Source organism: Kribbella pratensis (assembly GCF_004366075.1).
In the GTDB taxonomy this organism is placed as follows: Bacteria; Actinomycetota; Actinomycetes; order Propionibacteriales; family Kribbellaceae; genus Kribbella; species Kribbella pratensis.
On sequence record NZ_SODU01000002.1, the window covers coordinates 1,240,758 to 1,267,733 of the forward strand.

General features: G+C 70.6%; 15 protein-coding genes. 8 read left to right on the forward strand and 7 right to left on the reverse strand.

Annotation, left to right across the window (positions count from 1 at the left end; translation table 11 throughout):
* Window positions 1-135: 135 nt before the first annotated feature.
* The 3 genes from EV137_RS20985 to EV137_RS20995 are packed head-to-tail and all read right to left on the reverse strand — an operon-like array spanning window position 136 to window position 2,694.
* Window positions 136-1,512, reverse strand: a complete 1,377-nt coding sequence (locus tag EV137_RS20985; RefSeq protein WP_134130424.1) for a serine/threonine-protein kinase — start codon at window positions 1,510-1,512, stop codon at window positions 136-138.
* A 4-nt stretch (window positions 1,513-1,516) separates the two neighbouring features.
* Window positions 1,517-2,083, reverse strand: a complete 567-nt coding sequence (locus EV137_RS20990; RefSeq protein WP_134130425.1) for a hypothetical protein — start codon at window positions 2,081-2,083, stop codon at window positions 1,517-1,519.
* Complete coding sequence (locus EV137_RS20995) at window positions 2,080-2,694, reverse strand: hypothetical protein (RefSeq protein WP_134130426.1); 615 nt, start codon at window positions 2,692-2,694, stop codon at window positions 2,080-2,082. Before EV137_RS20995 ends, EV137_RS20990 begins: the two co-directional genes overlap by 4 nt.
* 97 nt (window positions 2,695-2,791) lie before the next feature.
* On the opposite strand from EV137_RS20995, the gene eccD reads away from it, so the two are divergent.
* A complete protein-coding gene (gene eccD, locus EV137_RS21000; protein WP_134130427.1) occupies window positions 2,792-4,174 on the forward strand; it encodes a type VII secretion integral membrane protein EccD in 1,383 nt (460 codons plus the stop codon).
* A gap of 1 nt (window position 4,175) precedes the next feature.
* Complete coding sequence (gene eccB / locus EV137_RS21005; RefSeq protein ID WP_134130428.1) at window positions 4,176-5,600, forward strand: type VII secretion protein EccB; 1,425 nt, start codon at window positions 4,176-4,178, stop codon at window positions 5,598-5,600.
* A 69-nt stretch (window positions 5,601-5,669) separates the two neighbouring features.
* Here the strand turns inward: eccB and EV137_RS21010 are convergent, their stop codons facing one another.
* Genes EV137_RS21010 through eccCa form a run of 3 tightly spaced genes read right to left on the reverse strand, consistent with a single transcriptional unit; the run spans window position 5,670 to window position 11,586 of the window.
* Window positions 5,670-7,247 (reverse strand): hypothetical protein, encoded by a 1,578-nt coding sequence (locus EV137_RS21010; RefSeq protein ID WP_134130429.1) that lies wholly within the window; start codon window positions 7,245-7,247, stop codon window positions 5,670-5,672.
* The gene (locus EV137_RS21015; protein ID WP_134002859.1) at window positions 7,247-7,582 is read right to left on the reverse strand and encodes a hypothetical protein; all 336 of its coding nucleotides are present in this window, start codon (window positions 7,580-7,582) and stop codon (window positions 7,247-7,249) included. Before EV137_RS21015 ends, EV137_RS21010 begins: the two co-directional genes overlap by 1 nt.
* A 47-nt stretch (window positions 7,583-7,629) precedes the next feature.
* A complete protein-coding gene (gene eccCa, locus EV137_RS21020; RefSeq protein WP_134130430.1) occupies window positions 7,630-11,586 on the reverse strand; it encodes a type VII secretion protein EccCa in 3,957 nt (1,318 codons plus the stop codon).
* Window positions 11,587-11,739: 153 nt separating this feature from the next.
* Between eccCa and EV137_RS21025 the strand changes: the two genes are divergently transcribed.
* Both EV137_RS21025 and EV137_RS21030 read left to right on the forward strand, forming a co-directional pair.
* On the forward strand, window positions 11,740-12,057 hold the full coding sequence (locus EV137_RS21025; protein ID WP_134002863.1) for a hypothetical protein: 318 nt from the start codon (window positions 11,740-11,742) through the stop codon (window positions 12,055-12,057).
* A 52-nt stretch (window positions 12,058-12,109) separates the two neighbouring features.
* Window positions 12,110-12,415, forward strand: coding sequence for a hypothetical protein (locus EV137_RS21030; RefSeq protein WP_134002865.1), 306 nt, complete (start codon window positions 12,110-12,112; stop codon window positions 12,413-12,415).
* A 65-nt stretch (window positions 12,416-12,480) separates the two neighbouring features.
* On the opposite strand, the gene mycP is transcribed toward EV137_RS21030, so the two are convergent.
* Window positions 12,481-13,767, reverse strand: coding sequence for a type VII secretion-associated serine protease mycosin (gene mycP, locus EV137_RS21035; RefSeq protein WP_238175462.1), 1,287 nt, complete (start codon window positions 13,765-13,767; stop codon window positions 12,481-12,483).
* 124 nt (window positions 13,768-13,891) lie between these two features.
* On the opposite strand from mycP, the gene EV137_RS21040 reads away from it, so the two are divergent.
* Genes EV137_RS21040 through EV137_RS21055 form a run of 4 tightly spaced genes read left to right on the forward strand, consistent with a single transcriptional unit; the run spans window position 13,892 to window position 26,957 of the window.
* Window positions 13,892-14,266: a YbaB/EbfC family nucleoid-associated protein gene (locus EV137_RS21040; RefSeq protein ID WP_134130432.1), complete on the forward strand. Its 375-nt coding sequence runs from the start codon at window positions 13,892-13,894 to the stop codon at window positions 14,264-14,266.
* Entirely contained in the window at window positions 14,263-14,586 is a 324-nt protein-coding gene (locus tag EV137_RS21045; RefSeq protein WP_134002871.1) for a hypothetical protein, read from the forward strand. Before EV137_RS21040 ends, EV137_RS21045 begins: the two co-directional genes overlap by 4 nt.
* A 15-nt stretch (window positions 14,587-14,601) precedes the next feature.
* The gene (locus EV137_RS21050) at window positions 14,602-26,454 is read left to right on the forward strand and encodes a WXG100-like domain-containing protein (RefSeq protein WP_134130433.1); all 11,853 of its coding nucleotides are present in this window, start codon (window positions 14,602-14,604) and stop codon (window positions 26,452-26,454) included.
* Window positions 26,451-26,957: a hypothetical protein gene (locus EV137_RS21055; RefSeq protein ID WP_134130434.1), complete on the forward strand. Its 507-nt coding sequence runs from the start codon at window positions 26,451-26,453 to the stop codon at window positions 26,955-26,957. The genes EV137_RS21050 and EV137_RS21055 overlap by 4 nt, the downstream gene beginning before the upstream one ends.
* The last annotated feature ends 19 nt before the right edge of the window (window positions 26,958-26,976 follow it).

The following is a 26,976-nucleotide window of genomic DNA, read 5'->3' on the forward strand; positions in this document are numbered from 1 at the left end:
ACCGCAGCGAGCGTGGCCTCGGAGCGGCCACGCCTGCGGAGCAGTTCGGTGAGCCGCCTGGGGCGGAACGGGATCGGCCTCACCCGCTCAGACTAGGCGATCAAGGTCCAGAACCGGTCCACAGTCCGTCCAGCGTCATCCACTGCAGGTGGCACCACGGATGGCCCTCGGCTCGCTCTCGAACTTGTCCACGCCGTCGGTGCCCTGCACGAGGAAGCAGTACTTCAGACCGCTGCTGACCTGTACGGTCAGCGAGGTCATCGTGCCCCGCAGCGTCGTCTGCGGCTGCTTGGCGCCCTGCTCCGCGACGATCACGGCGTACGTCAGCCTCGGCGGGCCCGACCAGGTCAGGACAACCGAGGTGCCCTTGTCCACCGGCGGATTCAGCTTGATCGTGGCCTGTTTCGGCGGTGTCGTAGGAGGCGATGCCGGCGTCGGGGTCGGCGTACCGACGGCAGGTGGTGGCGCGGCCGCCCGACCGGCCGGGTCGTCGCCGCCCGGCCGGAACACGACCGGTACGACGGCCACCAGCGCGACTGCCGCGCCCGCGCCGAGCAACAACGGTTTCCGGGATTTTCCGGGTACGGGTTTGGCGGCCTTCTGCTTCGCGGGCGGCTTCTTCTTCGGCGCCTCGACAACGGCCAGCGGAACGCTCCGGCCCGCGGCCAGTTCGTCGCGGAAGTCGTCGAAGTCCAGATCGTCCTCCGGCACCGCACCCGCCCCGGCCAGTAGCGCCTCGAACTCGCCGACGACGGCGGCCGCCTCCGGACGGGCCTCCGGTTCCTTCGCCATCATCCGCAGCAGCAGCGCCGACAACGCCGGCGGCACATCCCGGCCGGTCACCTCCGCGGGCGGTTCCCGCAGGACCCGCAGTACGACGCCGTCCGGCGGCTCACCGGTCCGCGCCGGGAACGGCGGTCGCCCGGTCAGGGCCAGATACAGTACGGCGCCCAGCCCGTAGACGTCGGCCGCCTCGGACAGCTCGCCTTCCCGCAGTACCTCGGGAGCCGTGTACGCCGCGTCGCTCATCAGATCGCGCGGGAACCGCAGCCGCAGCGCCATCCCGAAGTCCGACAGCGCGGGCTGCCCGCTGGACCGCTCGAGGACGTTCGCCGGCGTCACCCCGCCGTGCACCAGCCCGGCATCGTGCGCCTCCGCCAGTACCGAGCTGAGGATCTGCCCGAGGACGATGACGTCCCCGATCGGCAGGGGTCCTCCGTTCGCGACCAGATCCGGCAACGACTGCGGGCAGAACTCCATCCGCAGCGCGGTCCGCCCGTCCGGCAGGTCGTCCAGCGACTCCACCCGGACGATCGACGGCGCCGACCGCAACCCGGCCAGCTTCGCCTGCTCGACCTCGATCCCGTTGTAGGTCCGCCGATCGAGCGGCTGCGGATAGACCTTCACCGCGACCGTCCGCCCGCCGGGAGGCGCCAGCAGGTACACCGTCGCCACTGGCCCGGTGGCCCGCGGCACCAGCGCATCGGGGGAGATCTCAGCCATCAGGGTCATCTTGTCATCCCGCAACGTCCAGGTACGCGCATCCGCGTGCCACCAGGAACCGCAGGTCGCCGAGGATCTCGGCCAATGCAGCCTCCGGATCGGTCCGTCCGGACGGTTCCGCGGTCACCGTCGCGCGAACCTCGCAGCTGTGCCACAACGTCGGCGCCACCGAGCCCCATTGCCACAACTCGTAGCAGTCCGGGTCGAGGATCGCTGCGGTCCCGAGACCTGGAATCCCGACCGCATGCCCTTCCAGCCGGTCCGGAGCGTTGCCGAGGCCAACGAACATGATGTCCAGCCGGTGCCGCTGCGCGAACTGCCTCCCGTCCTCGACGACCACTATCAGCCCCGCGTCGGAGAGCCGCTCGACGTACTCGGCCGGTTCCGCGACCCCGGCCCGCTGAGCATGTAGGACGACATCGTCGACGGTCCACGCACCCTTGCCGACCTCGGGCAACCCGTGCGCCAGCACCCAGACCACGAACGCGTCCGCGTCGAGCCGGTGCTGACTCCACCCGACCCGAATCACCTGCTCCTCGTCCCGGACGCCGTTGTAGTGCCCGATCGGGAAAACCGTCACCGCACCCTCCGCCGGTCGAAGTACGCCGCCCGCACACAGAGCAGACCGTGAACCTGCCCGAGCACCCCGGCCAGCACCTGCCGCGGATCCGTCTCCTCCGGTGCCGTCACACCAGCCTGTACGGCGACCTTCGCGGCGTCGTTGCACCCGGTCCACAGCTCCGGTGCGAGCTGCGCCCACATCAGTACGTCGTACACGGCGACCGAGACCTGCGCCACCGGATGGTTCAGAAGCCCGACCGTCTGCATCCACGGCTGATCCGGATCCGGCCCGAGCCCCTGCAGCAACGGGAACAGCTGGTGCTCCTCGGCGAACCCGACCGCGTCGTCCGCCGCAGGATCTACCGCCACCAGCAGCCCGTCCCGGAGGAACCGCTCGACCACGTGCTCCGAATCCAGCCCGAGGCTTCCGGCCCGCTCCACCAACGACGACCGCGTCGGTCGGTCCTGGTCGTCAACCCCGTGCGCCAGCAGCCACACCGCGAACTCGCGGTCCGCCAACTCGGCCACCTCGACCCCCACCCGCACCTGCTGCCGCCGCTGGCCGGCCCCCGAGTACACAACCCCAAGATCGTGCCCCACCGGGATGAGCAGCTGTCGATCAGTCGTCACACCCAGCACGCTAGGTCGCCGCACCGCCCCCGATCCGCCGGCGGCAGGAACCTGTCGCGTCCCCTCCCGACCACGCCGGCGCCGCGACAGTTGCCCCATGAACATCACAGGTCTGGTCCGGGTGACGGTCGTGGCGCCCCAACGCCGCATCGACCTGGCTCTCCCGGAGCAAGCGGCGATCGCCGAGATCCTCCCCGGCCTGCTCACCAAGGCCGGCGAACACCTCGCCGACGAAGGCGTCGCGGACGGCGGCTGGATACTGCGACGGCTGGACGGCGCGGAGCTCGTCCTCGGACGCACACTCGCAGCGCATCGCATCCGGGACGGCGAGATCCTGCATCTGGTCCCACGGACGACGGAGTGGCCGGAGCTCGAGTACGACGACCTCGTCGACGCCGTCGCCCGTGGCTCGGGCCGCCTCGGCGCTGCGTGGTCCGCCTGGCACACCCGCGCCGCGGGGCTGACGATCGCCGTGGTGGCGGCCGTGGTCAGCGTCGTCACTGTCCTGCGTCTCGGTACGCCGTGGGCGAATCCGGCGGGGTGGCTGCTGTTCCTCGCGGGCCTGTTCATCGTGGCCGGTGTGACGCTCGCGAGGGCGGTCGGGGACTCGGGCGCCGGTGTCGTACTCGGCGGACTGTCCTTGGTCACCGGCGCTCTCGGCGGTGGACTCGTGCTGGCCGGGGACGCCGCGGCGCCGGAGATCGGAGCCCCGCAACTACTCGCGGCTTCGGCCGCACTGCTCGTGGCCGGCGTGGTCTGCTCAGTAGGCATCGTCGACGGTGCCACGCTGTTCGCCGCGGCCGCGACGCTCGGCGCGCTCGGCATCGCCGGCAGCTGGATCGGATCCGCCGAGCGGCTCGACGGTACCGATGCCGCGGCCATCACGGCGGCCGCGGCGATCGCGTTGTCGCCGGCGCTCGGCTCGTTGGCGATCCGGCTCGGGCGGGTACCGATGCCGATCCTGCCGCGCACCACGGCCGACCTCGTGCGAGACGATCCGCAGCCGCCGCGGCGGCAGGTGTACGGCGCGGTGGTCCGAGCCGACAGTCTGCTCACCGGCCTGTTGATCGGCACCGGGACGATCGTTGCCGTGGGCATCGTCATGCTCGCGCTCGCCGGCACCCGATCGGCCACGATCCTCGCCGTACTGCTGAGTGCGGGCGCGCTGATCCGCGCCCGGCTGTACCCGATCGTCAAGCAGCGACTGACGTTCCTGGTCGCCGGCGTCGTCGGTGTGGCCGCCCTGCTCCTCGGGCCGCTGAGCTCCGGCGGCACGAATCCACTGACACCGGTAGTCCCGGTCAGTCTGCTCGTCGCGGCCGGCGCCGTCCTGTTCGGTCTGCGATACGCCGTCCGGCCGCCGACGCCGTACTTCGGGCGCGCCGCGGAGATCCTGGAACTACTGCTGGTCCTCGCGCTGGTGCCGGTGACCTGCGCGGTGCTCGGGCTTTACGGTCTGCTGCGCGGATGGGGCGGATGAGATGGCGACCCGCAAGGATCAACTGCAGTCGCACCAGTTCCTCGGGCAGCGGATGGTGTCCGCGCTGGTCACCAGGGACTCCGATCCGGAACAGCCTCCGTTCCGGCGCCCGCTGAACGCCGCGATCGGAAGTTTCGTGATCGCGTTCCTCGCCCTTGCCGTGGTGGCTGTCTACGGGCTCGTCGTGCCCGGCGGGAACAAGGCCTGGCAGAGCGGTGAGGTGGTAATCGTCGAGAAGGAGACCGGGACCCGCTACGTGTACCTGGACGGGCGGCTGCACCCGGTGACGAACTACGTCTCCGCGTTGCTTGCTCTGGGCAAGAACTCGGCCACCAAGCAGGTGTCGCGGAAATCGCTCGCGGAAACGGCGCGCGGTCCGCGGATCGGCATTCCGGACGCGCCGGACGCGCTGGCGCCGGCCAGCCGGTTGCTGACCGGCGGATGGACGCTCTGCTCGCAACCGATCCGGACGTCCGCGGGTGAAGCGGACAGCGAGTCGGTGCTGCTCGTCGGCTCCCGGCCCGGCACCGCCCAGCCGCTCGGCACGAAAGCGCTGCTGGTCGAGGTGATCGAGACCGGCGACCGGTATCTGATCAGCGACGGTCTAAGGCACCGGATCGACAAGTCGGACGCGGTCGCGGTCGGGCTGGCGCTCCGCACCGAGCCCTGGGCCCGGGTCGGCAGCGCGTTCGTCGCGGCGCTTCCGGAAGGCCGGCCGATCGCGCCGATCAAACCGGCCGGGATCGGTACGCCGTCGACCGCGATCCCGGACCGCCCGGCGACGAAGGTCGGTCAGCTGTTCGTGGTGAAGACCTCCGGCGGCGGACGGCAGTACTACCTCGCCGCGAAGACCCGGCCGGTGCCGATCTCCGAGCTGCAGTACGACATCCAGACCGCCTACCGGCCACTGGCCGCGGCGTACGGCGGTAAGGCGCCGGTCGCGATCGAGCTCGGCCTGCTGTCGGTCGGACGCTCCGATCCGCTTCCGGACTCGACCGGCGACAGCAGCGTGCCACGCAGCCGGCCCGAGTTCGCGGCTCCGAACGGCGGCAACGGGACGGTCTGCGCGACGTTCGCGCCCGGTAGTACCCGGCCGGTCGTCGCCATCGACGCCGTACTGCCCGCTCGGGACCCGATGATGATCACGCCGAAACGCGGACCGCGGGGTACCGCCCTCGCCGACCGGATCGTCGTCCCGCCCGGCACGGCCGCGGTCGTTGAGGCGATGCCGTCGGGTCGCGCACCGGCCGGAACGGTGGCACTGGTCACCGACCTGGGTCGTGCCTATCCGCTCGCCGACCCGAAGCTTCTCGACACCCTCGGGTACGCCGGCACGCGGCCGGTCCGACTGCCCGCGGACCTGGTCGCGCGGATCCCGCAAGGCCCGGGCCTGAGCCCGGCGAGCGCGATGACCGCCGCGCCCTGACGACCCCTGGACACAGCAGATGTCCCCGGCCGGAAGATCCGGCCGGGGACATTCTGTGTGCGTCTCCGATCAGGTGGCGAGGCGCGGAGTGGACGGCTTGACGTCGGTCTCCGGCTCGACCGACCACAGTTCCTCGTCGAGGATCTGCAGCGTCTCCGGCCGGTCGTGGTCCCGCTTGGCGGTCGACTTCGCCGCCGGGGCCGCGGGGAACATGGGCTGCTTGCCCGCCCGGCCGCGAAGCCGGTCCGGTACGCCGGGAGCCGGGCCGCCGGTGCGACTCCGTTCCCGGCCCGCCGGGCGGATCGCGCCCGTGCCGGGTTTGCCGCCGCGACCAGCACCGGCGCCTGCGGCCGCACCGCCCATCGGCGGCATCATCGGCGGCACGCCCGAGCCCGCTCCGGCGGCTCCACCGGCCGGTGCCGCGCCGGTCGAGCCGGGGAGTGCGGGCGCCTGGCCGACGGACGATGCGGTCTGCGCCTGCCCGCCGCCCTTGACCACGGACGGGATCTGCTGGTCACCGACGCCGAGCGGCTTGATGCCACCTAGCTTCGACCGTCCGGCGGCACCGAGGCCGGCACCGCCGATCCCACCGCCGGAGCCGATACCGGAACCGATACCGCGCCCGGCGCCGCCGCCGATGTACCCGCCGGCTCCGGATCCGAGCCCGTGCGAACCGACCGGGCTGAGCGGACCGATCGAGGTTGCGGGGGTGGCCGCGTGATCGATCGGCAGCAACGGCGCGATCGGCTTCAACGGCGTCGGCGTCGCCGACGGCAGCCCGGTCAGGCCCATACCGCCGGAGCCGCCAGGTGTGCCGACGCCTCCCGTGCCTTCCGCGCCTTCGCCGGCCCCGCCGGCACCCGCCTCGCCACCGGCAGCACCGCCGGCGCCACCGCCCGCCTCGTCACCACCCGGAGCCCCACCGGGAGTTCCACCAGGAGCCCCACCCGGGCTGCCGGCCGGCACACTTCCGGGCGTACCAGGACCAGTACCAGGGGTGCCTTCAGGACCAGCGTCACTGTGCGGCCCCTGCCAGCGCACCCGGTCGGCCATGCCGCGGGCCTGCTGGCCGATCATGACGTACTGCTGTCCGACCTGGTCCAGCCCCTGGCCGACGGTGATCAGATCCTGCTTGAGCCCGTCGAGCGGGTTGAATCCCCCTGTCGCCTCGGCGATCGCAAGGCCCTGCTCAGCGCCGGACTCCTTCATCAGCGTCTGCTGGACGCGTGCCTGCGCCGCGACCCGCGTGGCGTTGGCGGCCGCTGTGTTGATGTTCTGGATGACGACCGGAATTTGCCGCCCGAGACTCGCGCCGTTGACCCGCCCGCTCAACTCGTCGGCGCTGTCGGCGAGTGACTTGGCACTCTGCTCGGCAGCCTGCTCGAAGACCTTGGACTCCACCTTGCTCCGCCAACCGGTGAGCAACGAGGCCGCGGCCTGACGGAACTGCGTGTGCGTGGTGCTGAGTGCCTGCGAGGCTTTCGCGAACCGCTCCGGCAGCTTCTCCAGGCCGGGTGCGGTTTCGCGTTGCTCGCCGAGCGCCAGTTGCTCGAACTTCTCGGCCAGTGTGACGATGGCCGCGATGCCGGTGCCCACACCGGACGCCTCGGCGGCGTAGCTTGCCTGACCATCAGTTGGCTCGGCCATCAGTTCCCTCCTGTCGTCTCGCCGGCGTCGTTGATCACGCCGCCCAGGACCTGCGTGGACAGCTCCCGGTGGCGCTTGTACAGCTTGCCGACCTGCGAGCTGACGGATCCGTAGGCCCCGACTCCCTGCGCGGCCTCCGTCATCTTCTGCCCGGCGGTCGTCAGCGCCGTGTTGATGTCGTTGGCCATCTGCGTCCGGCCGGTGAAGACACCCGGCGTCACCGGTCCTGGCTGACCCATCTCGGCGCCCGCGGTTCCGAGTTCGCCGGACTGGCGCCGGTAGCTTCCCGCCGTCGTCTCGAAGTCGTCGGGGTTGTCGGAATCGAGATCTGCCATGTGCTGCTCCTTTCTGCTGTCGGTGTTCGTCCTGCGCCGTACGGCGGTCAGGTCTGGGGTGGAAGGGTGAGCTGGACCAGCTGCGCCGTACCCTGACGGCTGATCAGGCGGCCGCGGCCCGGAGGCAACGGCTGCGGGCGGACGCCGCCCAGCAACGGGCCTTCCTCGCGGCTGCCGGACAGCATCAGGCCCGGGGACGCGATGTCCCGGAGGCGAGCAAGGACCGGCTCGAAGAACCCGCGGCCGGCGCCACCGGTACGGCGGGCCACCACGAACCGCAGCCCGATGTCCGCGGCCTGCGGGATGAACGGCAGCAACGGCATCAGCGGATGCCCCTCGGTGGTGGCGACCAGGTCGTAGTCGTCGACGAGCACGTACAGGTCGGGCCCCTGCCACCATGAGCGGTCGCGGAGTTGTTCGGCGGTCACGTCCGGGCCGGGCATCCGCTGCGTCAGGACCGCACACACCTGCTCGACCAGAGTCTCGGTCGCATGGTGGTTGCTGCCGTAGCCGACCAGATGCTCGCCCTCGAAACCACCGAGCAGACTCCGCCGATGGTCGATCACCAGGATCCGGGCCTGGTCCGGTGTGTACGCCTCCTGGATCCGCCGGCCGAGGGTGCGCAGGAATCCGCTCTTCCCGGAGGCGGTGTCGCCGAGCACGATGAAGCACGGGTCGGCGGAGAAGTCGATCCGGACCGGGGAGAGGTCCCGTTCCGCGACGGCGACGGCAAGGCCACGTTCGGGATCGCTCTCGCCGTCGAGGCGGTCGGCGGGAACCTCGGCGGGCAGCAACAGGACCGGTGGCGCGGATTCGCCGGTCCAGGCCGCCGCGATCTGCTCGACGAGCCGCCCCAGGCCGTCAGCGGTCCGCTCGCCCTGGTCGGCGGCCAGCAGCGGCCGCGCCGACAGGAACTGATGCCGGCTGCCGGTGATGCCGCGCCCGGGTGCGTTCTCCGGGACCAGCAGCGCCGTGCGGCGGTCCAGGAAGGAGTCGATCGGATCGCCGATCTTCAGTTCCAGCTTGGTACCGCACAGGTCGCGGATGTTCATCCGGATGTCGAACCAGCGCGCCGCGCTGATGATCAGGTGCACGCCGTACGCGAGACCGCGGGTGGCGATGTCGCCGAGCAGAATCTCCAGATCCTCGAAGTCGTTGCGGATCGTCAGCCAGCCGTCGATCACCAGGAAGACGTCACCGTACGGCGACGGCGGGACGGTCCCGGCCTGCCGGCGCTCCCGGTACGCGGCCATCCCGTCGATGCCGAGCTCGGCGAACTCGCGCTCGCGCTGGGAGATCAGGTTCATCACCTCGGCGATCGTCCGTCGTACCGAGTTGGTGTCCTGCCGGCCGGCCAGCCCGCCGACGTGGGGCAGGCCGCGCAGACCGGTCAGTACGCCGCCGCCGAAGTCCAGGCAGTAGAACTGCGCCTCTTCCGGCGTGTGGGTGAGTGCCAGCGACATGATGGTTGCTGCGAGCAAGGAGCTCTTGCCGCTGTGCGGGCGGCCGACGACGGCGACGTGCCCACCGCCGCCGGACAGGTCCAGTTGCAGCGGGTCGCGTCGCTGTTCGAGCGGCCGGTCCACGATGCCGGCGCGGGCGGTCAGGCTCCCGGCCAGACGCGGCTCGCCCGCGGTGAGACCGCGGCCCGGCTCGACCCGGACCGGTCCGAGGACGTCGTCGAGGGCCGGTGACGCGTCGAGCGGCGGCAGCCAGATCTGGTGCGCGGCGTCGCCGCGGCCCGTCATCCGATCCACCAGGATGTCGAGCAACGTCTCGCCGACGCTCTCGTCGAACGGGTCCTCGGACTGCTGCTCCTCGTCGTCGGTGGCCACCGGCGGGGCGACGTACCCGCTGATGTAGTCGTGCAGGACCAGCGAGTTGCCGGGTGTCATCGGCAACTGCCCGGCCGTCGGCCGCCGGTGGACGCCGGAGACGTACGCGGCCCGGAACCGGTCGAGCTGCTCGGTACCGACCCGCAGGAACCCGTGACCAGGTGCCCTGGGCAACAAGAACGCGTCGTTCACGCCGAGGACGGTGCGGCTGTCCATGTCCGAGAACGTCCGCAGGCCGACCCGGTACGAGAGGTGCGCCTCGAGACCGCGCAGCCGGCCCTCGTCCAGGCGCTGGCTGGCCAGCAGGAGGTGCACGCCGAGCGATCGCCCGACCCGGCCGATCTGCACGAACATGTCGATGAAGTCCGGCCGGTCGCTCAGCAGTTCGCTGAACTCGTCACACACCACGAGCAGTGTCGGTACTTCGGGAAGCGGCGCGCCGGCCATGCGCGCCTTCTCGTAGTCCCGCAACGAGGCGAAGTTGCCCGCGGCCCGCAGCAGCTCCTGCCGGCGGATCAGCTCGCCGTTGATCGCGTCCGTCATCCGGTCGACCAGATGCAACTCGTCGGCCAGGTTGGTGATCACCGCGCTGGTGTGCGGGAGCTTCTCCAGTGTCGCGAACGTCGCGCCGCCCTTGTAGTCGATCAGCGCGAAGTTCAGCGAGCGCGGCGGGTGGGTGATGGCGAGGGCAAGCACCAGCGTGCGCAGCAGCTCGCTCTTGCCGGAGCCGGTGGCGCCGATCAGCAACCCGTGCGGCCCCATGCCTTCCTGGGCGGACTCCTTCAGGTCGATCTCGATCGGCAGCCCGTCGGCGCGCAGACCGAACCGCACCCGCAGCCGGTCGCGGCTGGGCCGCTGCACCCAGGTGACCGCGGGATCGAAATCGTACGGATCGCCGAGTTCGAGCAGCTCACCGAGTCCGAGGTCCGCGCTCAGCGGCTGGTCGCTCTGCGCGCCGGCGGTGAGCCGCAGCGGTGCGAGTTGGCGCGCCAGGCCCTCGGCCGCCGCCCGGGACAGTTCGTCGGCGCGGCCGAGCCCGGCCTCGTCGTCCATCGTCTCGCTGGTCAGCGTGCCGTCACTGCCGACGTCGAGCACGATCGCGCTCGCGTCGAGCGCCCGCGGCGGCAGGGTGGCGAGGTCCAGGACCGTGACGCCTTCCAGTCCGCGATCGGCCAGGAGGTGATCCGAGCCGCTGGTATCGCCCCCGGCGAGTACCACGACGACGTGCGGGCCGGCCGCCGTACCGCCGCTGTCCGGATCGAACCGCGGCCGGCCGGTGAGCAGGTCGTCCAGCATCGCCTCGATCGAGATGATCGTTGGAGCAACCAACCGTAGTGGCCCGAGCGCATCGGTGCGCTCCGGGTGCAGTGCGTGCGGCAGCCACTTCACCCAGTCCCAGTCCGCCTCCTGATCGTGGTCGGTGACGACGGCGATCCGCAGGTTGTCCGGCGCCTGCAGGGTGGCGAGCTGGGCGAGCATCGCGCGGACCAGGCCGCCCGCCCGCTCGCGGTCCCCGGTGAAGTGGATCCTCGCGAACCCGGTGATCGCGATCGCGATCGGCAGGTCCGGCACGGTCGCGTACGTCGAGACGAAGCGGCGCAAGGCCAGCGCGGACAGGGGTTCCAGGCGCTCCAGCGGCTGCGTGTCCGGAGGTACGACCGAGATCGCCGGTGCCTGCGGTCCGACCCCGATCCGGGTGATGCCGAAGTCCTCGTCGTCGCGGCGACGTTCCCAGAGCCGGTGACTGGCGGCCAGCGTCCACAGGCTCTCGGGCTCGGGGTGGTGGTACTGCAGGGCTGCGCGCTGGTTGCCGACCGATCTGGTCAGCCGGATCCGTTGCTGCGCCAGCTCCCGCAGGTACCGGCGCCGGGCGTGGCCCATCTCCGACTTGCCCGCCCCGGAGCGCATCAGCAGGCCGGCGAAGATCATGCCGACGATCGCGACGCCGAACAGCGCGAAGACCGCGATCCGCAGTCCACCGCCCAGGCTGCCGGAGAACGACAGCAGCATCGCGCCCATCATCGCCACCATGGGCAGCACCATCAGCAGTTGCGCCCACTGCCGGCCGCCCGGCTCGGGGACCTCGGGCGGCGCCTCCAGCAGCAGTTCGCCGCCCGGCACGTCCGGGCCGGGTCTGCGGTCCGGCCGCCGCACCACCATCGTCGCCATCACGATCACCTCTCCTGGGAATCCACGCCGATCGTGGCCCGTCCGGACGGGGTGCCGGCGCCGATGGCAGGAACGTGCCGCGCGGATCTCCGGCAGCGGTGCCGGCTCCTAGCGTGGATCGTCAGGCAATCCACGAGAGAAAGGAGTCTGCCGATGTCGATGCCCTTCATCGAAGGTGTCGGTAGCGACATCTACACCGGGTTCGGTGTGCAGTCCGACCAGTACGGCGACCAGTCGGACTTCAACCTGCGCCGCAGTGACGAGACGATCAACGCCGACCTGTACGACGCTCTGGGCGGCTCGCCGTACCTGGCCGCGGTGCAGAGCAACCAGGCGATCGGCGATATCACCCGGAAGAACATCGAACACGCGCGGCTGCAGGCCGACACCGGTATGGCCATCGGTACCCGGTTCGACGCGACCCGGGACCAGGCCGCCAGCACGCTGACGATCGGCGACGTGACGGCCTGACCCACCGGTCCGGCCATCTCATTGCAGCAGGCAACGAACAGGAAGGAAGCAGATGGACAACAGGCTGTTCATGAACTTCGGGAACTTCGAGCAGAACATCGGGCTCCAGAACGCCAACGCGGACGGCAAGGTCACCGAGGTCGGCGATCATGTGGCCAACGTCTCGCGGCTGGAGGTGAGCTGGCGCAGCGACGACTTCCGCGGTGCGCTCGAAGCCCTCCGCCAGCACGAGAACCGGGTCGTCGAAAACGCCCAGATCCAGCACGACCTGGCTCGCCGGGGCGGAGTCACGCTGGGCGACGGCATGGAGACGGCCAAGTTCTCCCAGGCCGCGGTCCAGGGCCTGATGGGGGCCTGACCGCGGACGAGCTGAACCGCACGACAAGAGCCCCGGCCGCCGGCCGGGGCTCTTCTGCGTGTGCGCTAGGAGAAGAGATGTTCCGGCAGGGCGTCGGTCGGCGATTCCGTACGGCGGATGTTCGAGCGACCGGCCGCCCAGCGGCGTCGCCGTCCTGCCGCCAGCACGCCCGCAATGAGCAGCAGCACCAGAGCCGCGCCGACCGCGATCCCGGTCAGGCCGCGCGCTTCGAGTGCCGCCGTACGCCACCAGGCCTTCACGGCGAGCTGTTGCTGGTCCGGTGGTACGTGGGCTGCGGCCGGTACGGCGACGGCTTTGCTGGTCATCCCCTCGGTCACGGCGCGGTACGGGTCCACGATGCCGGCGCCGTACTCCCAACTGCCCTTGCCGCCGCGGGCCGGTGATGCGGTCGCCTGGAGGCGCTGGATCACCTGTGCGGCGGTCAGTTTCGGCCACGCCGACCGGACCAGTGCGGCCGCGGCCGAGACGAACGGTACGGCGAAGCTCGTCCCGCTGACGTACGCGTGACCGGTACGGCGGGTCGCGGCCAGCACGCCGTCACCCGGGCCGACGAGGTCGACGTACGGACCGATCTGGGAGGCTCCGAGCCGTGCGCCGTTGATGTCGATCGCGCCGACGCCGAGCACGCCGGCGTACGCGGCCGGGTACGACGGCAGCACGCCCGACCCGTCCGACTGGCTGTTCCCGACGGCCGCGACCACGACGACGTCCTTGCGCACCGCGTACGCGATCGCCTTCCGGACGGCGGCCTCGTTCCGGTCGCTGGTCATCGACAGGTTGATCACCTTCGCGCCCTGGTCGACGGCGTACACGATGCCGCGGGCAAGGACTCCCGGGTCGATGACCTGGCCGGTGTTCGAGTCGGTGGACTCGCGATCGGTGACCCGGACCGGCAGGATCCGGACGCCCGGTGCGATCCCGTGGAAGCCGATGCCGGTCGCCGGGTCGGCGGCGATGATGCTCGCGACGCCGGTGCCGTGCGAGATGCAGTCGTAGTTCCCGGGCAGCCGCCCGACCAGGAAGAAGTCGCGTCCGGGCAGCACCTTCCCGGTCCGCCGGAGCTGCGGATGGTCGGCGTCGACGCCCGAGTCGATCACCGCGACCGTCACGCCGGAGCCGGTGCTGTGCGGCCACGCCCGCTCGGCGCCGAGCAGATCCTGGGCCCAGGGCAACGGCCGCACGGCCGGACGCCCGGGCTCCGGATTGGTGCAGGCGCCGCGCGGCGGGGCCGCGGCAGCCGTCGTCGGCAGGCAGGTCGCGGCCAGGCTCGTCGCGATCACCGCAGCGAGGCCGGCGAGCCGCCGGCCGGTCCCACGTCCTCGTCCGTCCACCCCCCGATCCTTTCCGGCAGCGGACCTGGCGCCGGCGCGCTGGCCGGAACAGGACAGCGCGCGAGAACGGTCGCCGGCGGACCCGAAGGTTGGTGAACGCAGCGGGCCCAACGGAAGGAGCGTCATGGGGACAGGGATCGGGCGGCTGGCCGACGTCCAGCGACTGGAGAACGAGGTCCGGCAGGCCCAGCAGGCGGTCGATGCGGCCACCGGAACCGCGGAGGCCGGTGAACAGCTGATCGAGGCCACCGTGACGGGGAACGGCGAACTCCGCGAGCTGGTCCTCGATCCGCGCGTGTACCGCGAGTTCGCGCCGGAGGTGCTGGCCGCGGAGATCGTCACCGCCGTGAACGAGGCCCGCGCGGCCGCCCACCAGAACGCCCTCGACGCCTGGATCGAGATCCTGCCGGCGGACGCCGGGGACGACGTCACCTTCGAGCCGATGCTGGCCGAACTGCGCCGGATGCGGGAGACGGTCGCTGACGGAGGCCTGCGATGAGCCCGGCCGGCGATCTGGACATGGAGGCCGGGCCGACCTCGCAGGCGCTGGCCGGGATCGAACAGCCCATCGACGGCTGGGGTACGGCGTGGCCGGCGAAGCTGGCCGCGATCCACGCGGCGGAGCGCGCCGCGAGCACCGGATTCGACGACATCAGCGTCGCGTTCCGGGACGGGTACAACAAGGTCGAGCCGGACCTGAGCACCCGGGCGAGCGCGCTCGCCCCGCGCGTGAAGCTGGCGGTCGGGACCGGTCGCCGGATCCTCCGACGGTACGGCGTGACGTTCCAGAACGCCGCCGACAACCTGAACCTGCACTGAGACCGGACGCCGCCGGTGATCCCCGAACCCGACACGATCCTGTGGCCGCCGCTGCGCAAGGCGATCGACACCACGTTCCCGATCTGGGTCGACGAGGACGCCGCGTTCGAGCTGCGGGACCTGTGGAAGAGCGCTGCCGACGACCTCCAGACGGCCGTCACCCAGGCGAGTGCGGCGAACGGGCAGCTGCCCGGTGTCTGGCGGGATCCGCAGGGTATCGGGTTCCACCAGAAGATCGACCAGCTGCTCAACTCGCCGTACACCGGGACCGCCGAGCTGATCACGGCGATGCGGGAACTGTCGGCGATGGCGGGCGAGTACGGCCGGCAGATCGTCTGGGTGAAGGACCAGATCTACGCCGAACTGGCCGCGAACGTGATCGCGTTCGCGCTGAGCTTCGGGCTGCCGCCGGGGATCGGTGACTTCGTCCGCGCTCGCATCATCACCGGGATGGCGGGCCGGATCGCTACGTTCATCGCCGGCCGGGTCGCGCAGATGGCGGCCTTCGCGAGCCGCATCGGCCGGCTGACACCGGCGATCGTGAAGGAGACCGCCTGGGAGATGATCGAGGAGCCGGCGATCAACATCGGCGCCAACGTGATCGACATCTGGCGCGGACAGCGCGACAGCATCAGCTGGCGCGACACTGTCATCGCCGGTACGGCGGGTGGGGTCGGATCGATCGGGTCACGCGTGCTCGCCCCGGTCGGCTGGGTCGCGTCGGTTCCCGCCCGGGTGGCGTTCCGGTCGCCGGGCCGGCTCCGGGACGCGGCGATCAAAGGCTCGTCCGGCTTCGTCGTCAACGGCATCACGTCGCCGGTGTCCGGGACGTTCGTCCAAGCTGTTGCCGACGGCAAGAATCCGTGGACGCAGGACTACGGCAAGGCGCTCGTCGAACAGGGGCTCGGTGCCGGAACGCTGGCCGGCATGCGGATCGGTGCACATGAGCTCGGGCACGCGCTCGCCGGCAATCACAGCCAGACCCAAGCAGGTACGACGGACACCGGCAAGCCCACCGGCACCGCCGAGGGGCCGGCCGACAACCCTCCCGACGGGCCACCGCCCAACACCCCCGCCGAGGCCACCGGGAACTCGACATCGCCCTCCACCTCGGCGGCCGGACAGACCGCCACCGCCCAACAGACCGCCACCGCCCAACAGACCGCCACCGGCACCGACCCGTCGGCCGCCGCCGCGACGGACACCAGCCAGGCCGTCGATCAGTCCTCGGCCAAGGCCGACCAACCGTCCGCCCAAGCCGGCACCGACCAGTCCGGAGGCCAGTCCCTCGCCGGGACCCACCCGCCGCTAACAACGGCCGCAGCCGGACCTCCCGCGGCGACGCATGCACCCCCCACTGCCGCTCCCACCTCTACTCCGGACGTCACCAGCACCCCACCCGCACCCTCCGCGGCATCCACTCCCACGACCGCGCCCGCCGCATCCACGAACCAGCCGGCCTCGGCCCCAACCACCGCCACCAACCCCAACGCATCCGCCCAGCACCAGACCCCCGCCCAGAACCACCCGGCACCGAACCAATCCGCTCCGAATCAGTCCGTGCAGAACCAGCCGGGGCAGAACCAGTCCGCGCAGAACCAGCCGGGGCAGAACCAGTCTGCGCAGAGCCAGAATGGTCAGGGGCAGGCGGCCCAGAACCAGGTCGGGCGGGGCGAGTCCGCCGCCAGACCCGGCAACAGCCCATCGCAGCAAAACGCCGTACCCGAGGGCAAGAAGACCGGCTCACAGGACACGGCAGACGACGCGCCAACCACAGACACGACCGACGCGACCGACGCGACCGACCCGGTCGGCTCCGGGCGTGGGGAGGGTGGGCAGTCGGAGGTGCAGGGAGTGGGGCCAGTGCTGTTGGCAGGGTCGGCTGTCTCGGCGTCTGAGGCGAACACTGCGAGCGAGGCAACCACACGTCCACAACCACGCGAAGAGACAGCGCCGTCCGAGCCGGCGCTGCCAGTTCTGACCCGAGTGGACGGGCCGCCGGCCGAGGGGTCCGCGTCGAAGGGGAGTCCGGTGGGGCCGCGGTTGTTCCGCCCGGTGGAGGAGGCGGGTGAGGACTTCGGGCGGGTCGATCCGGATGCCTATGCGGCGCTCCGGGAATACGCGGACTCGCTTGTGCGGAAGGGATTCGAGGTTTCGCTGCGGGCGGTTCGGGTGCCTGGGTCGGCGGCGGGCGTGGTGCTCGAGGTTACGGCGGTGGACGGGACGACGGAGACGATCACCGGTACAGCCTGGGACGTTCTCGATCAGGTGAGTCCGATCCCGCCTGTGGTGGTCGACGCGGCGGCCGTCGCGGCTGCGGGCTCGGTTGCGGGTGCTGCCCAGCAGGAGCTGGTGAAGCAGCTGAACGAGCGGGCCGCCGACGGCTCGCTGACTGCGCTCGCCGGCAGGATGCGCAAGGCGTTCTACCAGGTCGGGCCGGACAGCAGGCCGCGGATCGGGATCCTGTCGCGGCGCGCTGGACGAACCGAGGCCGCGCCGGATCGCACGTTCAAGGTCCGGTTCGGCGACCAGGACCTGTCGGTGCGACTGCCCTGGGTCGAACAGCGGTCAATCGACAACCAGGAGGCCGGCCGGAACCACCGCCGTACCGATCTCGCACTCGCCGCGGTGATCGACGGTCACCCGATCGGCAGGGCCCGCGTCGACCTCTCCGACCCGATACTGGATGTCTCGCAGGCGGTACTGGACTCGCTGACAGCCACTGTCGAGGCCTGGCAGGACGGCGCATTCCACGTAGGACCGGAGCAGGTCGGCGACGAGTTCGCCCGGACCATCGAAGGCTGGCTGGCCGCCAGGCACGCCGGCGACCGTGTCTTCCGCGTGTACCTGACGCTGTCCGGCCGCGGCGGCTTCGACCAGATCTACGTCCGGCTGAGTGCCGACGGGACGGTGACCGGCTTCGCGGTCGTCGAGGCGAAAGGACCGAACGCGGACCTCGGCGCCGGCCTCGGTACCGACGGCGAAACCCGCTACGCGCAAGGCCACTGGGACTATGTGCGTGAACTCCTCGCGCAGTTGAGCGATCCGGCCCGCGAGGATCGTGCCGGGGTGCTGACGGCGGAGATCGTGGAGGTCCACACCTCGGCGGAGGAGCGCGCCGACCAGTACGCATCCCGTACGGTCGCCGAAACCGAGCACCGCATCGCCGAGTTGCGCGAGGCGTACGCCGAACACATGGCCGACGAAGCCGTCGCCGACCGGGAACTGTCCCACCGCGAGGCGCAAGTGCTTGCCAAGAAGGCGGCCCGCGACGCCGGCCTGACGGTCAAGGACGCGAAGAACGCGGGCTCGGCCGCCTATCGGGAGGCGAAGAACGCGACGCGCGAAGCGGCTCGTGCGAAGGCTCTGGAGGAGTTCGCGCGGCGCGACCTGGGCACCGTCGTGGAGGCTCTGGAAGCCCACGCCGCCGACCTCACCCGGAAGGAACCAGCCGCCCCGAACCCTCGGCCGAATGCAGCGAACGACGCGTGGAAGAAGTACGTGGACAGCGCGTGGAACGCGGGAAAGGCAAGGGCGCTGGCCGATTGGGCCGCCCGCAATACGGAGACCGTACGCGAGTTCCTGGCCGATCCCGACGCTGCCCGGCGAGCGTGGTACGACGCCGCGTACGAGGCCGCCTCCGCCGACGACGGAAACGCCGGTCCACGGACCAGGGTCCCGCTCAAGCCGGAGATCCGGACGCCTTTCCAGGACAGCGCCGCGCTGGCCGCCGCGCTCCTGCCTTTCCTGGACAACGGTTCGCTCGAGTACTTCGTCGTACGCGCCCTGATCGCTGCGGACGAGAGCGGTGTCGCTCGGCCGCAAGGGATCGAGATCACCGAGTACTCGATGGACCCGAACCGTACGGCCCAGCACGATCACACCGGCGGGCGGCGGATCAACCAGGAAGCTGTTGATCGCGGCGATGGGCTGGAGCGTACGGCGGGGACGGTCGAGGAGGTCGCGGCCGCGGCCGGTGTGGATCTGAGCGAGATCGATGTCGTTGTTCTCGACGACGCGGCCGATTACGCGTACCTCGACGACACGGGGGCGATGGCGAGTGCGCAGCAGTTGGACGACGGTACGGTCCGGGTCCTGCTCGGCCCTGCGAGTTTTGCCGACCGGGAGACGCTGGCGAAGACGCTGGCGCACGAGAAGACCCATGCGGACCAGTTCCGGGCCGGCCGGGTCGCCGACGGCAACGTGCCGGAGATGGAGCGCGAGGCGCACGCCAGTGAGGCGGCCGCGGTAGAAAGGTTGCGAGCACATGACCAGGTTCACGATCGAAGCGACGTACGACCTGCCGAGCCGGCCCGGCATCGTGACCCCTGGGAGGATCCACGACGGGGCGGTCCGGGCCGGCATGGTCCTCCGGATCGAGGGCACGAACCGGGACGTGCGGATCCGGGGCGTCGAACTGAGCTGTTCCGCCGGGACGACCCGGACGGCGCTGCTGATGGACCGCGAACACGCCCCGATGCTCCGGCCGGGGACGGTTCTCGTCAGTCCGGCCTGAGCCCGGACAGGCCCGGTACGCCGAAGCGCAACGAGGTCCTCGTCGGCGGAGACGGCGAGGTGACCGTCCGAATTCGCAGCCTCGGGTCGCCGCGTCCCACGTCCGCCGGTGGTGTGCGTCGACTGGTTGTCGAGGCGATGCTGGCGGGTTGGGGTGGCTTCCGGGGCACGGGCGAGGGTGTATTCCCGGCGGACGCGCGGGTGCCGTGGGAGGACTTCGTACGGCTCGAGGAGGCGGTCGACTCCGCCGTACGGCGCGGTCTCGAGGTCGACCTGACCCTCGTGATGAACCCGGAAACGAAGTGGCTGGAGGCAACTGCCCACGTCACCGACCCGGTCACCGACGAGAGCGTCACCTACCGCCGAGCACCCGTCGCCGAGATCGCCAACCGCCTCCACCCAACCGTCGCCCGCACCGCCGACCCGACCCAACCCCCACCACCCACCCCACTCGGGGCCGTGGGGGACAGCGTTCGTATTGGTGTTACTGAGCATGGACTGTCGGCAGTGTTGCCGGCTGAGCTTGTCGGCGATCCGGAGGCGTTGGCCCAGCTCGAGGCGCGGTGGGTCGCGCTCGTGCGGGCCGGCTACCAAGTCGAGGTCACGGTGACGAAGGTTGCCGGTCGGCATGCCGTGGTTGATGCGTTGGAGTTCACGGTTGCGGTGACGGATCCGCACAGCAGCGTGGCGGCTGAGGCGCGGGACGTGTACGGGCCGGCCGGCGTACGGGCGCTTGTCGAGCAGATGATCACCGAACAGCAGTCCCCAGGAGGGCGCCACCGCCAGCCCGACGGCGCGCCGACCGAAGACGGGCCGAGGTATCTCACGCCAGCGGCGTTCGATCCGACGGGCGGTCCGGTGGTGGGGGAGGTGCGGCCCAACGACTCGGCGAACCGGGCCAGGTGGAGTTTCGGTACGCCGGGACGCGCCGACGAGGTCGTACTGGAGCTGCACGAAGTCCGCCCGCCTGAACGCCTGCTGAACCCTGGGGGGAAGTCGGAGGCCCTGCCCCGGATCCCGCTCGACTGGGCGTTCGCGCGCGGTCGGGCCCGTGGTCTGATTCCGCCGGGCGTGCGGATCTCGGAGCAGGAGTTCGCGGCGTTGGAGCAACGCGTGCAGCGACTGATCGCGGACGGGCACGTTGTGAGCGTTCGGCTGCGGGTCCTGAACGGGCGGCTGGTCGTCGACGCGTACGTGCGGGAAACGGCGACCGGGCGCAGCGCGCTACACGAGGATCTGTCGCTCCCGGACCTGGTCGTTGCCCTGGACGACCAGGTGCTGGCAGCGCCGCCCGGAGTCGCTGAGGTCGCCGTACGCGCCGCTGCCGCGAACCTCGGCGCGATCCACCTCCAGGACGGCAGTCTCCGCGTGGCGACGGCCGATGGGCGGCAGGTGGTGATCCCCGCGGAGGTCCTCGCTCGCATCACCGCCGAGCTCGGTCAACCGGGAGCCACCCAGGAGGCCCTCGACGCCGAAGCAATACGCCGAGTTGGTGAGCACCTCGGCGTGGTGAACCCTGGACGTGCCGCGCGGTCTCCCGCGGACGTCCTTCGTGCCGCAGCCCACCGCGTAGCCGCCGCCGAAATCACCCGCCGCGCCCAGGAGCTGTCCGGTGGGCACCAGAACGAGCAGCCGCACAGGACGCAGGAGGGCAGCCCACGTGCCGATGGTGGGCGAGGGTTTGCCGCGCGGGCACTGGCGGCCCTCGAGAGTGTGCTCGGCTCGGATCTGGGTGGGTTGACTGTTGGGGATCCTTCTGTGGTGGGGCAGTTGGTTGTGGTTGATATGCAGCACTTCCGGGTCAGGGTGGGGCGTGTGCGGCGGGGGAAGGCGGCGTCGACCGAGGTGCGGGCGGGGACTGCGCAGGATCCGCATGTTGTGACGTTCGCGGCGGGTGTTGCGGACAGCCAGTTGGCTCGCGTCTGGGTGCATCAGCTCAGCCACACGCTGCAGGAATTGCGAGCGCCGGAAGGCGGACCGCTGCGTCGGCTGTGGAGCCGCCTCACCGGCACCGGGCGGAATGCCTGGGTCGACGCCAAGTTCAACGAGTTCCGCCACCTCCAGCGCCAGTGGACGAGGGGCGACCGGCCCGAACTTCGGCAAGACATCGAAAGGCTTGTCAATGCGATCCGTAAACGCGGCCACGTCCCGCCGACCCTGCCGTGGAACACGCCGATCCCGCTCGACGCGCGGGCGGACCTGAAGGCCGCGATCACCCGGCAGCTCGTCGGCCTCGACGAGACCATCGCATCTCTCCACGCTCTGATCGCCAGTAAGGACTCGGCCGCCGAGGAAGCGATCGACGCAGCCCGCAAGGAGGCCGAAAAGCGCCGTCAAGTTGCCAAGGACGACGGAGCGATCGCACGCCGTCGCGCGGCCGAGGCCGAGGGACGAAAGCAGATCGAGCTCGCCTACTGGCATCGTCAGATCGCCGCCCAGTACAAGCAGGCACTTGCCAAAGTGACCGCAGCACGCGCGGGCTACGCTCAACTCCTTCAGAGCGCCGCAAATGCCACGCCACGTCACCTCGTCGCCGAAGCGCACAAGTCCGCTGCCGAGGTCGCGGCGTACCAGACAGCGCTGGAGAACCTCGCCCCGCCGATCCCCGCGCTGCCGAGCATGCAGCCGACCGGTCGTCTCCCGCACCTCACCGCGCTCACCGAACGTATCAACGCCGCCTTGGTGGCGAACGGCATCGACCAAACGTTCACGGCCGACGAGCTGCAGCAGTTGCTCGGTGCGGAGTTCGGACGCATCCTGACCGACGACGGCGTCGTACTGCGCGTCGGTAGCAAACACCCCGCCGACCTCCGCATCAAACTCAGCGTCGACGAGCTGGTCGAGGTCCGCGATCCGAAGGTCAAGGCCTCGGAGATCATCAACGGCCTGTTCCCGCAGGGCGGCCGGCGTCTCGCCACGGCTGCGACGTCCCGCTTCGATGCGGCGATCACGGTGCCGTTGACGGCGCTCCTGAAGGTCCTCGGCGCGGTCATCCGCCAGCCCTGGCTCAGCGACCTCACGCTCAAGGTCGAGGTCGGCGGCGGACGCACCCGCGCCGTCACCGGGAACGCCGCCGAGTACGCCCAGACCGGCGCGGTCGAGGACAATCGCGGCGAGTCCGTCCTCTATACAGGCAAGGCGTCCTGGCAACTCGACGTGCGCACCGACCGGAGGTGGTCGGCCACCGAGACGGTTGCTGAGGGCAACCCGGAGGATGCGACCGAGCTCCGTGCCTGGGTGTCGCACGCGTATACCGTCGACCCTGCCCAGGAGACGCGGCGACTCGATCACGCGAACGGTCTGCTGCCCGCGCACCTCCTGACCTCGATCACCGGGCTGGAGCAGCTCACCGACGACGTGATCGAGTCGAACGAGGACCGCCTTGCCAAGCTCGGCTCCGGCCGCACGCAGGTCGAGGAACAGTTGCACGCGGTCCTGAACAACGATCTCCCGAGCCGGTTGGCCGAGTCCACCGACCATCCCGTACTGCGGCCGCTGACCGTGGACGGAAAACCGGTCGGGCATGTCGAGGTCACGACCCGGATCCGCTACGAGCAGGTCGAGCTGGTTGGCGCGCAAAGCACGACCCACTGGCAGGAGTCGGTCCGGATCGGCTTCAGTACCACCAGTGCGCAGCAGTCCTTCGGCGCCTCGGCATCGGTGTCCGCGAAGGCCGGGTACGACGGGGCCGCGGTGCACGACATCGACCCGGACGGCACCGATGTCGGCCCGACCGTGAGCGGCGGTCGTACGGCGACGCGGTCGGAGGCCCTGTCCGGCGGGGGTACGTCGATCCACGTCGGCGTACACCGCTTCACCGGGCCGACCCAGGCCTACAGCATGGTGCTGTCGCACGTCGTGAAAGTCGTTCTGGACGGCAAGGCGGCGACCACGCCCCGGGACAGCACGGTCGTGGCACGGGTGCGGGTCAAGGACGCGTACCGGTACGGGCTGCCGGTCGATCGCAGCGCGGTGCACAACGGCGGGCAGATCGTCGACGGAGAGGTCGACCCGAATGCCGTCGTACCCGGCCGGAAACTGGAGTTTCCTGCGTGGGCCAAGGACGCCGCCGGCCGGCTCAACACGGCCGGGCCGTGGAACGTGCAGGCCGTCACCGGTGGGAAGGCGGCCTTCGAGGCGATCATGGCGCGGCTGGCCGGTCGCGGATTCGTACCGCCGCTGGACCGCAACGGAAGTCCGGACCTCACCAAGCTCTCGACCGATCCGATGGAGCGGCACTCGCAGCTGCTCAACCTCGAAGAGCTGCGCGAACAACTGTCGACCGAGCGCCTGGAGGCCGGGTACGACATCGCTGTCCGGGACGGGATCCTGATCACGCTCACCCGGGCGCGGACCAGGCAGCCGACGGAAAACGTTGTACTTCGGATCGGCATCGAGCCGCACGCCTCGAGACCGCTCGGCGTCACCGACCACGAGTCCGTCGTACTGCTCAACATCGGCTCCGAGACCGCCGGCCGGACCTCGTCGCGGTCGAAGGTCTGGCCGTGGCGGGCCGATCCGCTGTCGATGAGCTCGACGTCCGGCCTCGACGGAAAGGCAGCGCTTTCCTACGGCCGGCAGGCGCTCGGTAGCGTCCTCGCCTGGTTCACCGGCGGCACCGTCAACCAGGTCACGCAGGTCGAGAGCACGTCGCCGGTCGCGGTCTTCGCGGTGCAGCACACGCTTTCCGTCGCGGAGGGCGAAGAGACGTTCTACACCAGTTCGCCGAGCGAGACCGCGCACATCCTGATCGACAGCGACCTCCTGCCGTACGACGACGCGCTGCCGCCGACCCCGCCCACGGGACCCGTGCGACCGTCCGTTCTCCAGCGGATGACCTTGCTCGCGCTCGGTGCTACGGAGTTCACCGCGAAGTTGCCCAAGGCAATCAGGAACGAGGCGACCGCGCTCCAGCAGCTCGGAGTCTTCCTCAATCCGCGGAACCTGCTCGCCCACCCGGAATGGATCGGCACCGGCTACCGCACCACCCTTCTGGTGCCCGGCATCGGTGGGATCTCGAGACGGATCGCGGTCTCGCTCACCTGCCGGTTGCAGAACCCGCAGCTGGTAGCCGTGACCGAAGGCGTCAGCGGCGACATCAACCTCGCGCTCGGAAACCACGGCTCGGGAACCGGACGCCCGTACGGCGGGAGCACCCAAGCGTCCGCTGGGGTTTCCGAGAATTCGGCCGGTGGCGGGTTCAACGCGTCACTCGGAACCAGCGGCTCCACGGGCCGGACCGATCAGGACATCTGGGGCGTCGAGCGACTGACGATCGAGACCGGGCGGCACTACGTCTTCACCGCCGACGCCGAGGTGTCGCTTACGGTGGGCAACCATCAGCCGACGGAGTCGAAGGTCGGCACCGTCTTCCAGCTCGCCGAGCGGGAAGCGCTCCGGTTCTACGCGCAGAACGAACTCGCGCTGCCGCTGCAGCAGGTCGCCGACGCCGTAGAACGTTTTCTGCACGGGCACCTGAAGCTCGACCGCCGGGCCGCGACCGGTGTGGTACGTCGCTACCGTGCGGAACTCGCCGCAGCCCGCGGACGTGGGACGCCCGTACCCGCGCTGTCCGCCGATCACACCGCGCAGGCTCTCGCCGCGAAGCTCCGTCCGAGCCCGCGACCGCAGCCGGGGACTCCCGAGCAGCGGTTGGCCGAGATCCTCCGCGATCAGCCGCCGCCCCGGATCGACCTGCCGGAGCACTACCGGCAGCACCTCGGGTTCAGCCTGATCGAGAGCACGGAGCTCGACGGGAACCACGAGCTACTGGCCGAGGTGTACGACGTACTGCGCAGTGAGTTCGATCTCGATCCGGCGCAGGACCTGGCGTTGGCTCAGGCGCTGTTCGTCGACCTCGCCGGGAAGCGGTGGTGGGGGCGGCTGGAGGACATGCTCGGGCGCAGCGGGTTCGCGCGGACCTATCCGGTGGGGCGTCCGGGACGACTGTCGGCGGAGCAGGTGACGCTGCGGATCCGGGCCGAGTTCGCCGACGAGGCGGAGAGGTTGGGCGAGGCGAAGGATGTCGTCGGGATCGTGCAGCGGTACCTGTACGGCGATCGGAGCCGGTCGCGGAGCAGCGGGCGGTCGACCGGCCTCGGGGCGGACGGTTCGGTCGATCCCACGCGGTCGGGGTCGGCGAGCACGGATCGGAGCGAGGGTACGTCGACGAGCGCCGGCGATCAGGTGACGCGGTTGGAACGGATCGCCGGGTTCGACGGGATGACGCGGGTCGGGCGGCGGATGCGGTTGCGGATCGAGGTGGAGCACGACGTGGCGGCGCCGACGCGGACTCCGCTCGGGCAGCGGTTGTCGCCACGGTTGTCGGTGACGCGGACGGCCCGGGAGCTGACCGGGAAGGTCGTGCAGCTGATGCCGACCGCTGCGATCGGGCGGAAGGTGCCGTCGGTGCCGGTTGTGCCGGGGGAGGTGGAGTTGCCGTCGATGTACCACGTCGAGGGTGTCGGGCCTGTTGACGGTCGGGCCGATCTGTTCGACGTGGTCGTCGACGAGTTGGCGGACGAGGAGCTGCTCGGGGTTGACGGCGTACGGGCGCAGCTCGCCGGACTCGAGAACAAGCTGTCGGCTTCGGCGCTGAACGCACAGTTCAGCCGGATGGCGTCGGAGGAGGGGTTCACCCTTGCTCCGTTGGAGGTTCCTGGTTCGAAGCAGGACACGGTCGAAGTGACGATTCGCGCGCGGGTTTCCACTGTCGAGGTCGTTTCGGCGCCGTTCGCCGGGGAGCTGGGTGAGGTCAACCGGCACCAGGAGACGGCCTCCACCACGACGACGACGGGCCGGATGCTCCCGGTCGCTGGGTCCGGGACGTACGCCGCTGTGGGCGCCGGCATCGGCGACCAGGTGTCGGACGCCACGACGGACCTCCGCGGCGCCCGCACCGAACGCAGCCACTTCGAGAAAGGCAACCTCGTCACGGTCCGCGTCCGGGTCGCCTACGACCTCACCATCACCCGCACCCACCACACCCCAACCGGCACCACCCGCCAACGCTCCATCAACCACGTCCCCGCCGCCACCACCGGCCGCGCCTACCTGACCCTCCACGAATCCGACCACCAGAACCTCGTCCCACCCACTCCACCAACCCCACCAACTCCACCAAGCCCACCCACGCCGACCCCACCAACCCAGCCCACCGTTCCGGTGCCGCCGGACCCTCCCACCGTGCCGATGCCGCCAACTCCTCCCTCCGCGCCGGCGAGTGTGGAGGACGGGAACGTTGAGGCGGGTGTGGTGTCTTCGCGGTGGCAGCCCATTCATACCGGGGCTTCTACGTTGCTGGCGTTTCAGCGGGCTCGGCGGTTGGCCGAGGAACGATGGAAAGCGGAATGATGTTGCCTGTAGCAAGAACTCGTGACGAGGCCCGGCTCTACCTCGATCTGACCCCGTGCGCCTGCGGCGAAGTGGACGCGGACTGGCAGCACGCAACCGGTCTGCTCGACGGCGAGCTGGTCAGCGTGTACGACGCGACCTGCCCGAACTGCGACGCCGAACGCGAGTACACCTTCGGCCTCCCCGAGCACGAGACCGCCGCCGAGTTCCCCAACTTCGGTGGGCCCGAGCCGTCACAGCTCATCGACCCGGGCCGCTGGATGGCGCTGGCCGATCACCTGGCCGGCAACCTCCCCGCCGACGACCCGGGAACAGTCACCCACGCCCTGCAGTTCGCTGCCGCCGCAGTCGCCGAGGTCATCAAGTTCATTCCCCCGGGTGAAACCGCCGTACCAGCCGACGCCTTCTGGACCCCCGAAGGTCGAGCCGCCTACGAAGCCGACCCGGGCCGCTTCCACCGCACTCGCCTCGGGATCACCCAACAGACCTACCGCACCACCTGAACCGTTGGCATGAAGCGGT